Origin of the sequence: Wolbachia endosymbiont (group B) of Schoenobius gigantella (assembly GCF_964031005.1) — a bacterium.
Taxonomy (GTDB): domain Bacteria; phylum Pseudomonadota; class Alphaproteobacteria; order Rickettsiales; family Anaplasmataceae; genus Wolbachia; species Wolbachia pipientis.
This window is the reverse complement of record NZ_OZ035002.1, coordinates 472870-486851: the sequence shown is the minus strand read 5'-3', so window position 1 is coordinate 486851 and position 13982 is coordinate 472870. Positions and strand designations below refer to the sequence as shown.

11 protein-coding genes and 1 pseudogene are annotated in these 13982 nt (G+C 33.9%); 11 read left to right on the top strand and 1 reads right to left on the bottom strand.

The window, feature by feature from the left end; translation table 11 throughout:
• Positions 1-173: 173 nt before the first annotated feature.
• Positions 174-1598, bottom strand: a complete 1425-nt coding sequence (gene gatB / locus ACQH2O_RS02375) for an Asp-tRNA(Asn)/Glu-tRNA(Gln) amidotransferase subunit GatB (protein WP_010962393.1) — start codon at positions 1596-1598, stop codon at positions 174-176.
• 1183 nt (positions 1599-2781) lie between these two features.
• On the opposite strand from gatB, the gene ruvX reads away from it, so the two are divergent.
• From ruvX to ACQH2O_RS02320, 11 genes and pseudogenes are all read left to right on the top strand, one after another.
• A complete protein-coding gene (ruvX, locus tag ACQH2O_RS02370; protein ID WP_010082183.1) occupies positions 2782-3249 on the top strand; it encodes a Holliday junction resolvase RuvX in 468 nt (155 codons plus the stop codon).
• An 83-nt stretch (positions 3250-3332) separates the two neighbouring features.
• Positions 3333-4165 (top strand): IS5-like element ISWpi1 family transposase gene (locus ACQH2O_RS02365; RefSeq protein ID WP_094189578.1). Its coding sequence is split into 2 segments (ribosomal slippage): positions 3333-3702 and positions 3702-4165, totalling 834 coding nucleotides; the frame shifts between segments, so codons are not numbered across the junction.
• A 26-nt stretch (positions 4166-4191) separates the two neighbouring features.
• Positions 4192-4935: pseudogene (locus ACQH2O_RS02360) on the top strand (cupin domain-containing protein); the annotation flags it as partial.
• Between the two features lie 128 nt (positions 4936-5063).
• A complete protein-coding gene (locus ACQH2O_RS02355) occupies positions 5064-6272 on the top strand; it encodes a hypothetical protein (RefSeq protein ID WP_070357004.1) in 1209 nt (402 codons plus the stop codon).
• Between the two features lie 280 nt (positions 6273-6552).
• On the top strand, positions 6553-7782 hold the full coding sequence (locus ACQH2O_RS02350; protein ID WP_070357005.1) for a lipoprotein-releasing ABC transporter permease subunit: 1230 nt from the start codon (positions 6553-6555) through the stop codon (positions 7780-7782).
• A complete protein-coding gene (locus tag ACQH2O_RS02345) occupies positions 7775-8506 on the top strand; it encodes a hypothetical protein (protein ID WP_038199598.1) in 732 nt (243 codons plus the stop codon). The genes ACQH2O_RS02350 and ACQH2O_RS02345 overlap by 8 nt, the downstream gene beginning before the upstream one ends.
• Positions 8503-9723 (top strand): hypothetical protein, encoded by a 1221-nt coding sequence (locus ACQH2O_RS02340; RefSeq protein WP_007548692.1) that lies wholly within the window; start codon positions 8503-8505, stop codon positions 9721-9723. The genes ACQH2O_RS02345 and ACQH2O_RS02340 overlap by 4 nt, the downstream gene beginning before the upstream one ends.
• Positions 9724-9921: 198 nt before the next feature.
• Positions 9922-10794 (top strand): ATP synthase F1 subunit gamma, encoded by an 873-nt coding sequence (gene atpG, locus ACQH2O_RS02335; RefSeq protein ID WP_425385266.1) that lies wholly within the window; start codon positions 9922-9924, stop codon positions 10792-10794.
• Between the two features lie 18 nt (positions 10795-10812).
• On the top strand, positions 10813-12147 hold the full coding sequence (locus ACQH2O_RS02330; RefSeq protein ID WP_010081974.1) for a TldD/PmbA family protein: 1335 nt from the start codon (positions 10813-10815) through the stop codon (positions 12145-12147).
• A gap of 174 nt (positions 12148-12321) precedes the next feature.
• Positions 12322-12573, top strand: coding sequence for a cold-shock protein (locus tag ACQH2O_RS02325; RefSeq protein ID WP_006279919.1), 252 nt, complete (start codon positions 12322-12324; stop codon positions 12571-12573).
• Positions 12574-12608: 35 nt separating this feature from the next.
• Positions 12609-13835: a DEAD/DEAH box helicase gene (locus tag ACQH2O_RS02320; protein ID WP_425385265.1), complete on the top strand. Its 1227-nt coding sequence runs from the start codon at positions 12609-12611 to the stop codon at positions 13833-13835.
• The last annotated feature ends 147 nt before the right edge of the window (positions 13836-13982 follow it).

The following is a 13982-nucleotide window of genomic DNA, read 5'->3' as shown; positions in this document are numbered from 1 at the left end:
CGAGAACATTTTGCCCCCTAAACAGGATGATCTTCAAGCATCCTCAACCTCACATAATTTTAAAAATAGTACCAACAAATGGTAAAAAAGTTATATGTCATGATATACAGATATCGTAGCGTAAATCTGAGAATATCTACGAGATGTGCTGTTATGTAAATAAAAAAATGTGACTAATTACTTAATCTTTCACTCAAAATTGAATTCACGACATCAGGGCTGGCTTTTCCCTTGGTAAGTTTCATAACTTCGCCGACAAAGAATCCGTATAACTTTGTTTTACCGCTTTTGTATTCTTGAACTTTATCTTGGTTGTTATTGATGATTTTGTCGATAACTTCTGATATTTGACCTCTATCGGTTATTTGTTTTAGGCCTTGCTCTTCTATAATTAAAGATGCAGGTTTGCCAGTTTCAAACATACTATCGAATACCTGCTTGCCAAGTTTAGCAGAGATTGTTCCATCAACGATAAAATCTAAGAGTTCGGACAAAGCATTTGCTTTGATTGGGGAGCTCACAATATCAATACCTGCTTTATTCAAACGACCAAAAAGCTCTACGGTTAACCAGGTAACGGCGAGCTTTGAATCATGTTTTTTTATCAATTCCTCAAAATAATCAGCAATTGCTTTATCGGAGGTAATGACGTTTGCATCGTATTCATTGATACCCAATTCCTCAATGTATCGCAGCTTTTTTTGATCTGGCAACTCGGGCAAAGATGATTGAATTAAATCAATTTTATCCTGGCTTACCTCAACAGGTAATAAATCAGGCTCAGGGAAGTATCTATAATCGCTTGCATCCTCTTTGCTTCTCATCACTTTTGTTTTTCCCGAAGCAACGTCAAACAATAAGGTATCTTGACTTATTTCTTCTCCACTTTCTAAAATTTCAATTTGTCTTTGTATTTCATAGTCTATAGCTTGCACAATATAACGTATCGAGTTCAGATTTTTTATTTCACAACGAGTGCCAAATGTACTACTGCCTTTTAGGCGGACAGAAACATTTGCATCACAACGAAGTGATCCCTTTTCCATATCACCATCACACGAACCAATGTAACGCAAAATCTGCCTCAATTTTTTCATGCATTCTGCAGCTTCCGCAGATGAACGGAGATCTGGTTCTGAAACAATTTCCATTAAAGCAACCCCTGCACGATTTAAATCTACATAAGTTTTGCTTTCCTCATGAACGCTCTTTCCTGCATCTTGCTCTAAATGAATTCTCGCAATTCTTATTTCCTTTTCATTGTCGTTGATAAATACTCTACCATTTTTAACTATTGGCTCAAAAAACTGGGTTATCTGGTAACCTTGCGGTAAATCAGGATAAAAATAATTTTTCCGATCAAAGTAAGAATACTTATTAATTTCTGCAGAAAGTGCAAGACCAGTGCGTATTGCTTGCTCTATGCAGTAATAATTTAGTATTGGCAGCGTACCTGGCATTGCCGCATCAACTAGAGAAACTTGAGTGTTATGCTCAGCACCAAATTCCGTTGATGAGCTAGAAAATAGCTTCGTATTAGAAGAAACTTGAGCATGCACCTCAAGCCCAATTACCGCTTCCCAATCCTCTTTCGTCATGTATTTTATTTAAATGATAATCTTAATATTCTGCAAAATTAGCACAAAAAGTCAAAACAAAACTCATGTTAGCTAAGTGGTATGCAGATTGTTTTACCCATAGAAACGGGTTAAATGCAAAAGATTACTTGACAAGCTTCGCCAGCCCTCTTATCATAAAATTGAAGCTATTTATTTATCTTCTCTGTACAGATTAAATGACAAAAAAACTCACGTATCTGGCGTCTCATGTTTAATTTTTTGCACTATGTGCACCTTATGTCTTTATCAAACTTCTACCTACATAAGCTGAAACGCGCTTATAAAGCGTTTAAAACATAAAAAAACGCCAACTTAAAAAATGGATAGTGAATAACTAGCTACCCTAGGGTTTCTTTTGCCTTTTTTTCTGTTTAGTAAATTTCTTAACGTTTATAATTTAGATTAGTTGCGGTTTAAAAGCAACTGAATCGCGGTTATTAAGTGTTTAGAATAAAAAAACGCCATACTTGAAAGTATAATGTAAGTAATTAGCCAACCACGGGGCTTCTTTTGCCTTTTTTTTCGTTTGGTAAATTTCTTAATGTTTGTAGCTAAACGATAACCGTCATCCCGCTACTTGTTAGCGGCCGAGATACCGCGAATGAATTGCGGTATGACGTAGGATTGCTGTCATTCCAGTGCCAAGCACTGGGATCCAGCCTTTATTATTTGGTTGAAATTAAGTCTTCTGGATCCCAGTGTCAGCTACTTGGATGACACCATTCTTTTTCCTGGATTCCAGTGTCTGGGCACTGGAATGACATCCTCCCTTGTGGAGATTGCTCTCAAATCACAATGTTCGTACAGCTATGCAAACACAAAGGTGTCATTCCAGCGCGTGACGCTGGAATCCAGTTGAGCTATTTCAACAAAAATACTGCATTTTGAGATGAACGTCTATTCTCACCAGACTTATTTACAAGTATAACAATTAAAGTCTGGATTCCAGTGTCAAGCACTGGAATGACATCATAGGGGCACTGCCCTTTTGGATGGAAACCAGTGTCAGCTACTTAGATGATACCTTTTTTCTACTTAGTTTGGGTTATGCAAGAAGTCTATTGCATTCCTGAGCAATTTGATTCATTATTCTTTTTGTAAAAAATTTTCTTAACTTTCTCTCCACTTTTTTGGTAAGGTCACTTTAAAGGAAGTCTAATAGATGCTACATAGAAATCCAGATGAGTTTCTAAAGTCTATTCCAAAAGATAAGCGCATAATGTGCCTTGACATGGGAGAAAAGCAAATAGGCATAGCATTTAGCGATAAAACACAGCTCATAGCCACAGCTCATAGCATATATCACAGAAAAAATATGAGCAAAGATTTAGGTTATCTGCATAGAATATTCAAAGAAAATGAATCTGGATCAATGGTAATAGGACTACCATTAAAAATGGACGAGCAAGAAACTAAATGGTGTAAAACTATAATCCAATTCGCAAATAAAATAATAAAAAAATATAAAGTAAATATATACTTACAAGACGAAAGCTTCTCAACATCTATCGCAACTCATACACTAAAAATTACTGGAATATCAATCACAAAATCGAAAAAAATAGATGATAAAATCTCCGCATGTATTATTTTGCAACGAACGTTAGACAAGATAAATACAATCAAATAGTTTTTCCAGATCTGGAAATCTTCAGAGGTTGTCCGGAAACAAGTAAAAGGCTATAATATCTGAAATTTTAGTACGGGGTAAAGATGAGAAAAAAGTATCCAACAGATCTAAGCGAAAGGGAATGGGCAAGAATAGAAAAACACTTCAGAGTATCATACAAGAAAGGAGGAAGGCCGCCAAAGTATAGCAAAAGAGAAATATTAGAAGCAATTTTCTATGTATTGCGTACAGGGTGTCAATGGCGGTATTTACCAAATGATTTTCCGCTATGGAAGACTGTGTATGAGCAGTTCAGGCAATGGAAGAAGCAGGGAATTTTTGAGAAAATGAATTATGAAATTACAAAATATAGTAGAAGAAAAATAGGAAGGAATGAGCAGCCGAGTGCCTGTATAGTAGATAGTCAATCTGTAAAGACTACAGAAAAGGGGGGATCAAAGGCTATGATGGAAGTAAAAAAGTAAAGGGTAGAAAAAGGCATATAATTACAGACACTCAGGGTTTTATACTAGGTTGTTACGTAGGCGCTGCTAACGAAAATGATAGAGATGGTATTAAAATAGCATTAAACAATATGAGAACAAAATATACTAAAGTTAAAAAAATGTGGGCTGACATGGGATACCAAGGAAGAAATTTAAAGAATCACATAAAGGAAGAATATGACATAGATATTGAAATTGTTAAAAGGCCTCCATGTAGATTTTGGGTGCACAAAGATACGCCACCTGAGCTACTACCAACAAGAGAACAAGGGTTTAAAGTACAGCCAAGAAGATGGGTTGTAGAAAGGACTTTTGCTTGGGTTAATAGGAATAGAAGGCTATCGAAGGAGTATGATTTACTCACAACATCCACTGAGAATTTCATATACCTAGCTATGAGTAGGGTTATGTTAAAGAGGGAATATGCTTGAATTTACTAGTTTCCGGACAACCTCTTAAAGCAAAACGCTACATAGATGAGATTAAAAAATCTGCCCCGAATCTTTACAATTTATGTTTTAAATATTTCACACCGCAAGAGAGATTTCTGTATTTAAAACAACGAGATTTTGCAGGAATTGAAGGCATATCCATTGATTACTTGGTGATGGAGAAAGCAAAAAACGTTGCAATGATAGAAGCTAATTTCGATTGGTTGGATGTTGGAACTTGGAATTCAGTTTTAGAATTGAGTGAGAAGTTTAGTAAAGAACCGGCATCATTTCAGCATGTGATTAGAGAAAAAGAACCAGTTTCAACGACAGAAAGTAATAAAAATTTATTGAGTGGAGCTTGTAAGCAACCAAACAAAAGTCTAATTTCATTTATTCATAAAGTTAAGAAAGTAAAGGTGATAAGGAAAGAAGTTAAACCATGGGGATTTTGTAGTATAATTTTAATGAGCGAAAATTTTCTTATAAAATATCTTTTTATCAATCCATTAAGCTGCACTTCTAAGCAATTCCATCACTATAGAGATGAATACCATATAGTGCTATCAGGAGTTGGATATGTTAGTTTAGAAGACAAAGAATATGCTATAGCAAAGGACCATATGATAGAAATCCCAAGGGAAGTTTCCCATAGGATTGAAAATAGAAGCACAAGCTTTCCACTTGAAATAGTTGAATTTCAGATAGGAGAGCATTTATCTGATAATGATATAGTGAGATTGGATGATGTATATGGAAGAATATGGTAACGCCATAAATGCATTTGTTGGCAATTTATAATATGGGTATAGCTGCTTTATGTAAAAAATAATATTTACTAAATCTTAATATTTTAAACCTATACCCATATTTTAATAAATAATGAGTTGTAATTAATATGAAGGATCCATTTAAAAGTGACAATTATAGAGAAAATCTCGGTTTCCTTAAAGAAGCTATAAAAGCAAGAGATGAGTTAGTAACTATTAGACATTATAATAAAACGGTAAGGGATTTATCTCAGGCATTAAAGCGTTTTACAGATAAGGCAGAAGATGTAGCTAAGTTTGTTATACGTAGTGACTCAATTGATTATGTAAAATCGATGAATGGAAAGCCATCAGGTCTTAAGATATTAAAGGAAATATTGAATAGAATCTCGGGAAGAAATGTTCCAGTTAAGAATATAAGTAGTTTTATTGATAAATTACCTCCTCCTACTTCAATGACAATCTTTGAATATCTAGAGGCTTATCGTAAAATTTCAGGTTTGGAGCAAGTTGAAAGAGGAAATATTGCAATAGCTCCAGAAAAGCCAGAACGCAGTTTTCTAAAAGAAGATAGACAAGTAGAAGTTAATTATAATGATTCAGGCCATGGAAATTCATTAGATGAAAAGCCTGGATACAAAGAGATATCAAATTATCAAGAGAAGAAGAGTAAAATTTTAACAGAAAATTCACAAAGTTCAAAATCGCCTAGAGAAGAGCTAATTTATGTAACAGTTCCTAAAGAACATATGGAAGCAAAAAGAGAACTTAAACAAAAACAACAATCTAAACCTCCAATATTGCCAAAACCATCAATAGCACCCCCATTGCCAAAAAAAATGTTTACTGCTGGTCAAGAAGTTAGACAAAAACCAAAAGTAGTAGGAACTGTTCCTAAATCAACTAAAGATAAACCTGAATTACCACTAAAACTTAAAAAGTTAGGTCATACTGATCAAAAATCAAGCACAAAGCTAGAAATGGTAGTATCTTCTATGGAAAAAGAAATTAATTATAATATCGATATTAAAGTACAAGAGATAAGAAAAAAATTCAAACAAAATCAAGCAAAAGAAAGTCCTAATGCGCAAACTATTGAAAGCAGGACCCCTCCTGTTGCACAAGTGAATATAGATGTGGAGAAAAAAACTAGGCCATCACCAAAAGTTGCTTCCCAATCTCGCTTATTTCCAATGAGGGATGAAATATCTCAGATGAATCCCTTATCAGCAAAATCTGATCCGAGACCTCATGTTAGCAAAAATGCTCTTCTCACAGATGTAAATGTAAAGCAACTAGTTGTACAATTTGAAAATTATGGAAGGAAAGAATTATAACTTATTGAATAAACCCAATAATATTCTTGATTTTTTCTATGTTATAAAAGCACAAGCTCTCCACTTGAAATAGTTGAATTTCAGATAGGAGAGCATTTATCTGATAATGATATAGTGAGGTTGGATGATGTATATGGAAGATTTTGAAATTCTAATGTTAAAGATACTCTATAAGTCTGCTAAATTTAAGGAAGCAAAAATCTCTAGTTTTTAAATAAAGAAAAGTCTACAATTATACGAAGTTTCAAAAATATAATGTCTAACCTCAAAATATTTTGTAATGTCCATTGCCTTTGAAATTACTATGGCTGCTTGCTATTTGCGAGCAAGAAATGCCAGATTTTGCTCTATAATGACTTTGTTCTCTATTATCGGCATTGCCCTTGGAGTTGCAACACTAATAGTGGTGATGTCTGTGATGAACGGATTCAGAGCAAAGTTGCTTGACTCAATACTTGGCATTGATGGCCATATTAACGTTTATTTTGATAGGAACATAAATTCAGATTACTACGCAGTTTCAAAATCTATTGAGAGAATTCCTGGTATATTAAAAGCTACTCCTATGACCAATGATCAAGTTATTATTGTAGCAAATGGTAAAATTGCAGGTAGCGTAGTGCGAGGTGTGTCAACTAAAGATTTGCTTGATAGTACTGCCGTTACAAATAATGTAATTATAGGTGATGTAAAAAAATTTGATGAAGGGATAATAATAGGAGCACGCTTAGCAGAAGTTTTGAACATTGACTATGGCGACGAAATTACGTTTATATCATCTGAAGAATTTGATGCATTACTTGGTGAAATGCCGCGAATGAAAAAATATAAAGTTATAGCAATATTTGATATGGGTATGTTTGAGTATGATAATACCTTGATATATATGCCTCTAAAATCAGCACAAGCCTTTTTTAATTATAAAAATAGCATAAAAAATATAGAAGTACTTGTAGACGACGTTACTAGAGCTGATAAGCTGGCAGATGCTATAGAAAAAGAAATAGGAATGGAAGCTGAAAGTTGGCAATCACAGCAAAGCCATTATTTTAGTGCTTTAAAAACTGAAAGAAATGTGATGTTTTTAATTCTCACTTTGATTATAGTTGTAGCAGCGTTTAATATTATCTCAAATTTAATGATGATAGTGCAAGAAAAGAAATCCGCGATTGCAATTATGCGTACATTTGGTGCAACAAGTGGAAGCATTATGCGTATATTTTGCGCTTGTGGTCTATTAATCGGTTTTACGGGAACTTGTCTTGGCTGTATTATAGGTGTCGTTTTTTCTCTCAATATCGAAAGCATTAGAGTGTTTTTAGAAAACATTACTAACGTCAAGCTGTTTGATCCTATGATATACTTTTTTTCAAGTTTGCCAGTGATATTAGTACCCCAAGACGTAGTAAATATTTCTGCACTTGCGTTACTCTTATCATTTTTAGCGACAATTGCTCCTGCGTTGCAGGCAGCTGCACAAGATCCTGCGGAGATACTACGTTATGAATGATACTCAGCAAAAGTACATAGGTTGGTTCTTAATTGTATTGTTATTTACCGGTTACATCACAATAAATAACATAATCTTTTTAAAAATAAATCAGCAAGAGAGTGAAAACAATGTGAAAGCTTTAACGGAAAACATGGATGAATTTAGAATGTTGCTTGAAGTTAATCAATCTAGAATAGAAAAAAAGATATTTGACCTCAAGAGAAGTCAGCATACTCAATGTGAGCAAGGTGATAATAACTCAAGATGTAAGAACCTTGCAAAATTGCTATTACTTGTGGTTAAAATGAAGAATTCGTTATTGCGAGAAGCAAAATTTGATAACCATATAAATTCAATAAAGCCTTTGATATCAGAGCTTGACGATCCAGAGATAGAAAATGCAGTAGATGAATTAGAAAATTTGAAAGAGATAAATACCTTACACGAATTGAAGTTATCTTTTGAAAAAACTATTGATACTATCGATTACAACAAAAGTACATTGTCTAAAAAAATCATTTCAAACTGGATAAAGGTAGACGACCGAAATGATCCATTAAGAGTAAAATTCGCAGAAATTGAGGAGTCAATAAATGATAATGATTGGCAAAATATAACTGTTACAGTAAGCAATTTAACGCATTCAGAATTCAAGCTATGGCTGAATAAATTGAATGGTTTTATTGTAGCTTCTAAGAATATTTCAACAATATATCATCACTTATTACAATATATCTCATGATTTATTTTATAATTTTCGCTTTTTCGTTTTTATTTGGTATATGGGTCAAGGTAAGTGGTGAAGTAATAAAATTGGAATTAGGCAATTACACTATAAGTATTGATCTATATTTCATTATTTTTACTTGTGTAGTTTTATTATTTTTATTAATTACACTTGTACGCTTTTTTTCCTCCATTTCATCAACATTTGCCAACATAAGAAATAGAAGAAGGGATAGGGAAGAATTGCTTCTCTTTGAAGCTTTCTTTAGCATAGACTTAGACAATATAGAGAATGCCCAAAAGCTAGTTAAAAGTCTGAGTGAGGAGAGCGATAGGTTGTCTTTAATAAAGCTCTTTAACTCAGGTAAGACGGGAAATTACAGCTTTTTCAGTAACGGTTTAACAAATATTGCAAATAAAAATCGTAACTTAGCTCTACTTCTAGCCAATAAGCTGATTGTCCACCTCAAACAAGAAAAAGTAGTCTTTCAAAAATTTATAGAATATTGCTCTAGTTCAATTAACGATAAAATGCTATCTATTCCCTTTCAAATAGAGCATTGCATATTGAAAGAAGATTGGATTAATGCAATTTTGAGGTTGAAGGAAGCAGTTAAGTCCAATATTTTTCTCCCCTTTGATCATAAAGAAATGTTTGCAGTGTTTTATTGCGCTTTAGCAAAGCAATATGAAAGTAAAGGAAATTTTAAGGAGGCTATAAAGTCTTTATTTAGAGCACAACGTTATAGTGCAATTTTTCAGCCCATCAATTATTTAAAGGCAGAATTATATATTAAACTTGGAAAAATCAGAAAAGCTTCTGCAGTGCTAGAGGCAGAGTATACAGTAAATCCTACTCCTCAGTCAGCTAAAATGTACATCAATTTAAATAGTAAAGGTGCTGAAAGACTATACAACTTACGCCCTGATTATTATTTTAGTTACTGTTTACTTGCTTTGTCCTCAATGAGTTCAGGTAAATATGATCTTGCAAGTCAATATTTAGATACTGCTATGAAAAAAGCTAATTACATGTCAATCTACTTTATTGTAATACAACTCAAGGTTACATTGCAAGAACACGACAAGGTAATTTATTGGCTAAACAAGATGGGCTCAGAAGCTTTGCCTGATCCAGGCTGGAAATGTAAAAATTGTAACAGGGAACTAGAACAATGGGATCATAAGTGTTCAAGTTGTAATAGTTTTAATTGTGTTTATTATATATTATAAAATTCCACAAAGTGTAGAAATTACCATTAGGCTACTTTCACATTGATATTGCTGAAGTTAGAGCACTTTCTTAATATAATCCTTATCTCCAAACAATAAACCTGCAAGTTTCTTAGCTAGACTTGGTTTTAATGTCAAAAAAACTTGCTTTTAGACACTAACAGTTATATATTTTAATAAATCAGGGTTGTATACAAAATGAAGAGCTTAAAGGAATTATCCTTAAGAATTAAGAATATTAGGTCTGTACAGAAAACCACGAAAATAATGCAAATGGTTTCTGCAGCAAAGTTGTTACAAAGCCAAAAGAAGTTATTAAATTCAAAATTATATGTATCTAAGCTGCATAACATTATTTTTTCATTAATGCTATCAGTTGATCAAGAATTACTGGCAAAAATTCTAAATGTCAGTAACGACGGTTCTTACCTAGTATTCATTATTGCGTCTGATCGTGGCTTGTGCGGCAACTTTAACTCTTCTATTGTCAAATTTAGTCAAGAGCGTGTAAATAAGTCAATCGCAAATGGCAAAAAAGTAGATATTGTATTTCTTGGTAAAAAAGCTTTTGATGTAGGTAAAAATAGATTTGACTCTAAAAGTATCTTAAAAATTGAAAATAGTAAGGGAATCACGTTAAAGCACGTAGAAGCTTTGGTTGATGGTATAGATTTAAGTAAATACGATAAAGTTAAAGTTTTTTATAGTAAATTCTATAATACCTTCACGCAAAAACCAATGTTGGAAACAATAAAACCATGGAGTAAAGACTCATCCTTGATTGATAGCTCTCTGGCTGTTCCAACAACAGATTACGGCTATGAGTATGAACCACAAAATATTGAATTTATTTTAAAATCTTTGGTTCAAGATTACGTTGTAATTGCTCTTTACTCTGCTTTACTTGAAAGTGCAACGAGTGAGAATAGTGCTAGAATGGTTGCTATGGAATCAGCAAACAGAAACACTAAAGAGATACTGAACAAATTAGCATTGCTTTATAATCGTTCTCGTCAAGCAGCGATTACGACTGATTTAATTGAAGTTATAGGTGGTGCAGAATCTTTATAGAAATCTAAGGAATAGAAAATGAATATATTAAATATTGCAGCAGATATTACTAAACTAATAAAAAAGCAAAATCAAGATGCGGAAGTTACAATATATGAAACTAATAAGACTTCAGTTTCTCAGCGTCTATCAAAAATTGAGCAAATATCACAATCTAAAAATTGCACTGTAGGAATCAGAGCTATAGCAGGTAAAAACAAAGCTGCGTATATTTCTACAAACGATTTGAATAATCTGAGTGATACAGTAAGCCAAGTGGTAGAAATGGCAAAGAATGCGCCAGAAGATCCTTGCATTAATTTTGCTGTAAATGGTAGTAATTATATCTCTTCTGCAGATTTAAGTATCTCAGATAATAATGTTGTAACCGTTGATAACCTAAAAGAAATTGCTGAAGCTGCAGAAAATTCAGCCCTTGCACATAAGAGTATCACTAATTCTGAAGGAGCCTCTTCTTCATACGCTTTAGTGAATACAGTATTATCGACTGTTTCTGGTTTTATTGGCTCGTTTAGTAAATCAACCTTTGCTAATCAGGTCTCTGTTGTTGCTGGAAGAGAAAGTGAAATGAAGGTTGGTTACGATTATGATATAGCATGTAATTTTAGTGATTTAAAGTTGCCAGAGTTAATGGGAAAAGAAGCAGCAAAAAGAGCAGTTGATCAATTGAATTCACGTACAATGAAAACTGGTAAATTTCCAGTTATTTTTGAAAAAAGAGCAGCAAAAGGGCTAGTAAAAAGTTTTGCTTCTGCTATAAATGGGAGCAGTATTATAAGCAACAGTTCTTTCTTGAGGGGTAGTTTAAACGCTCAGATTTTCAACGATAGAATTAATATTATCGATGATCCATTGTTGCCAAGAGGCATAGCATCGAGACCATTTGATGGAGAAGGGATAACTAGCAAGAAAAATATATTTGTAAAAAACGGAATATTACAAAATTGGATTTTAGACTTATACTCGGCTAGAAAATTAGACTCAGAAACAACCGGAAGTGCAACTCGTGCAAGTAATGCTGCAGTTATTCCTGCAGCTAGTAACCTCTACATTGAGAATGGTGATGTATCGTTTGAAGAATTAATTCAGGAAGTGAAAGAGGGAATATATGTAACTGATTTATTTGGTTTTGGTGTCAATTTAATCAATGGCGATTACAGCCAAGGCGCTTCCGGATTTTTTATAGAAAATGGAAAAATAACGTATCCAATACATGAGATTACCATTGCTAGCAATTTGAAGGATATGTTTAGCAATTTAGTCGTTGCAGATGATCTAACTTTTTGTGGGCAATTTAATTCACCAACGATTAAAGTTAGCGAAATGACGGTTGCAGGTTCGCTTAACGATTAAAAAATTTATTTGCATCAAGTACAACAATTGTGTATTATTGTCATGTAATGTTAAGAATAGACTATGGAGTATAAAGGTTTAGTTTCAATAGCTAAGCTTAAAGCATTCTCAATCGTAATTTCAAAGTTTTTCATCACATTAGTAATGTTAGTTAATAATTTAGGAGTTGTTTAAATGGAATTTGGTAATGTAAAATGGTTTAATGCCGAAAAAGGCTATGGTTTCATCAAGCCAGAAGGTAAAGGGGGTGACGTTTTTGTACATATTAGCACATTGGAACGTTCGGGAATAAGACCTGAGGCACTTAAAGGAGAGAATAAAGAGAAGGGAATAAAAGGAGAAAGGGTGAGTTATGAGGTTAAAGAGGAGCGCGGTAGAAACGGAGAAGATAAAAAATCTGCAATAAATTTAAGATTGGAAGATTAATCTATTATGAAGTCTTTTAACAGGATTAACGTATTGTGAATAATTTTCATGAGATGGGTCTCCCAGCTTCGCTTAGACAAGCTCTAGATAAAAATAATCTTTTCGTCCCAGCTCCGATTCAAATACAAGCGATTCCCTTAGCGCTACAAGGTAAAGATATTCTCGGATCTGCTCAAACGGGGACTGGAAAAACTTTAGCATTTGCTATTCCGTTGGTTGCTAAGTTGCTGAATGAGCCTAACACTGGTTCAGCTTTAGTCATCGTGCCAACCAGAGAGCTTGCGCATCAGGTAACAAATGAGATAAGAAAACTCTTATCTCAAAATTCTGCACTAAGGGTCGCTTTGTTGATTGGTGGTGAGCCTATTTTTAGGCAGCTAAATCAGCTTCAGAAAAAACCACAAATTGTAATAGGTACTCCTGGTCGTATTATAGACCATATTGAGCGTAAAACTTTGATTACTCGCAATGTTAGCGTTCTTGTGCTTGATGAAACGGATCGTATGTTTGATATGGGCTTTGGAGTTCAGATTGAAGAAATTATGAAGCATTTGCCTAAAATAAGGCAAACTCTTATGTTTTCTGCAACTCTTCCTGGAGATATAGTAAAACTTGCTGAGAAGTACCTTAATCGACCAGAACGTATTTCTGTTGATTGTGAGGTTACAACTTCTGTAAAAATTAAGCAAGAAATTGTTTATGCATCAGAATCAGAAAAATATGAAAAGCTTGTTACACAACTATGTCAGCGCGAAGGATCAATCATTATCTTTGTCAAAACAAAGCGAGGAGCGGATCAGCTAGCTAACAGATTGCACAAAGATGACTATAGCGCTTTAGCAATTCATGGTGATTTAAGGCAGCACAAGCGCGAAAGGGTCATTAATTCTTTTCGTCGTGGCCGTAATCAAATCATGGTTGCAACAGATGTTGCTTCTCGCGGCCTTGATATTCCCCACATTCAACATGTTATCAATTATGATGCACCACAATCGCAAGCTGACTATATTCATCGTATAGGTAGAACTGCACGCGCTGGAGCTGAAGGGTATGCGCTATCTTTTGTTACACCTCAAGATAAGAGAAGACTGCCTGCACTGGCAGACAAAGAAGGAGAGCTAAATTTTGATTGTAGTGTGCAATTTAAAAAACGTAACAGCAAAAAGGTCTTTAAAAGGCCAAGTACGTTAAAGACTAAATACGGTAGAAAAAAGATCAATGCATTTAAGAAGAAAAGCAGAGTACTAGAAAAAGCGTATTAAATAGGATTTACCTACAATTTGATAAGCGTAAAACTTGTCATTCCGCTACTCATTAGCGGAATCTATGCTGAGATATTGCGGTGCTATGACGTAGATCCAGAGTGGGATTCAAATTGGCTACAGCGAACTGCTGGATTTCAATTTTTT

What these genes read in the sequence shown, in the direction of transcription:
- gatB (WP_010962393.1), bottom strand. Translation starts at nt 1,598, where the DNA reads ATGACGAAAGAGGATTGGGAAGCGGTAATTGGGCTTGAGGTGCATGCT.
- ruvX (WP_010082183.1), top strand. Translation starts at nt 2,782, where the DNA reads ATGCTACATAGAAATCCAGATGAGTTTCTAAAGTCTATTCCAAAAGAT.
- ACQH2O_RS02355 (WP_070357004.1), top strand. Translation starts at nt 5,064, where the DNA reads ATGAAGGATCCATTTAAAAGTGACAATTATAGAGAAAATCTCGGTTTC.
- ACQH2O_RS02350 (WP_070357005.1), top strand. Translation starts at nt 6,553, where the DNA reads ATGTCCATTGCCTTTGAAATTACTATGGCTGCTTGCTATTTGCGAGCA.
- ACQH2O_RS02345 (WP_038199598.1), top strand. Translation starts at nt 7,775, where the DNA reads ATGAATGATACTCAGCAAAAGTACATAGGTTGGTTCTTAATTGTATTG.
- ACQH2O_RS02340 (WP_007548692.1), top strand. Translation starts at nt 8,503, where the DNA reads ATGATTTATTTTATAATTTTCGCTTTTTCGTTTTTATTTGGTATATGG.
- atpG (WP_425385266.1), top strand. Translation starts at nt 9,922, where the DNA reads ATGAAGAGCTTAAAGGAATTATCCTTAAGAATTAAGAATATTAGGTCT.
- ACQH2O_RS02330 (WP_010081974.1), top strand. Translation starts at nt 10,813, where the DNA reads ATGAATATATTAAATATTGCAGCAGATATTACTAAACTAATAAAAAAG.
- ACQH2O_RS02325 (WP_006279919.1), top strand. Translation starts at nt 12,322, where the DNA reads ATGGAATTTGGTAATGTAAAATGGTTTAATGCCGAAAAAGGCTATGGT.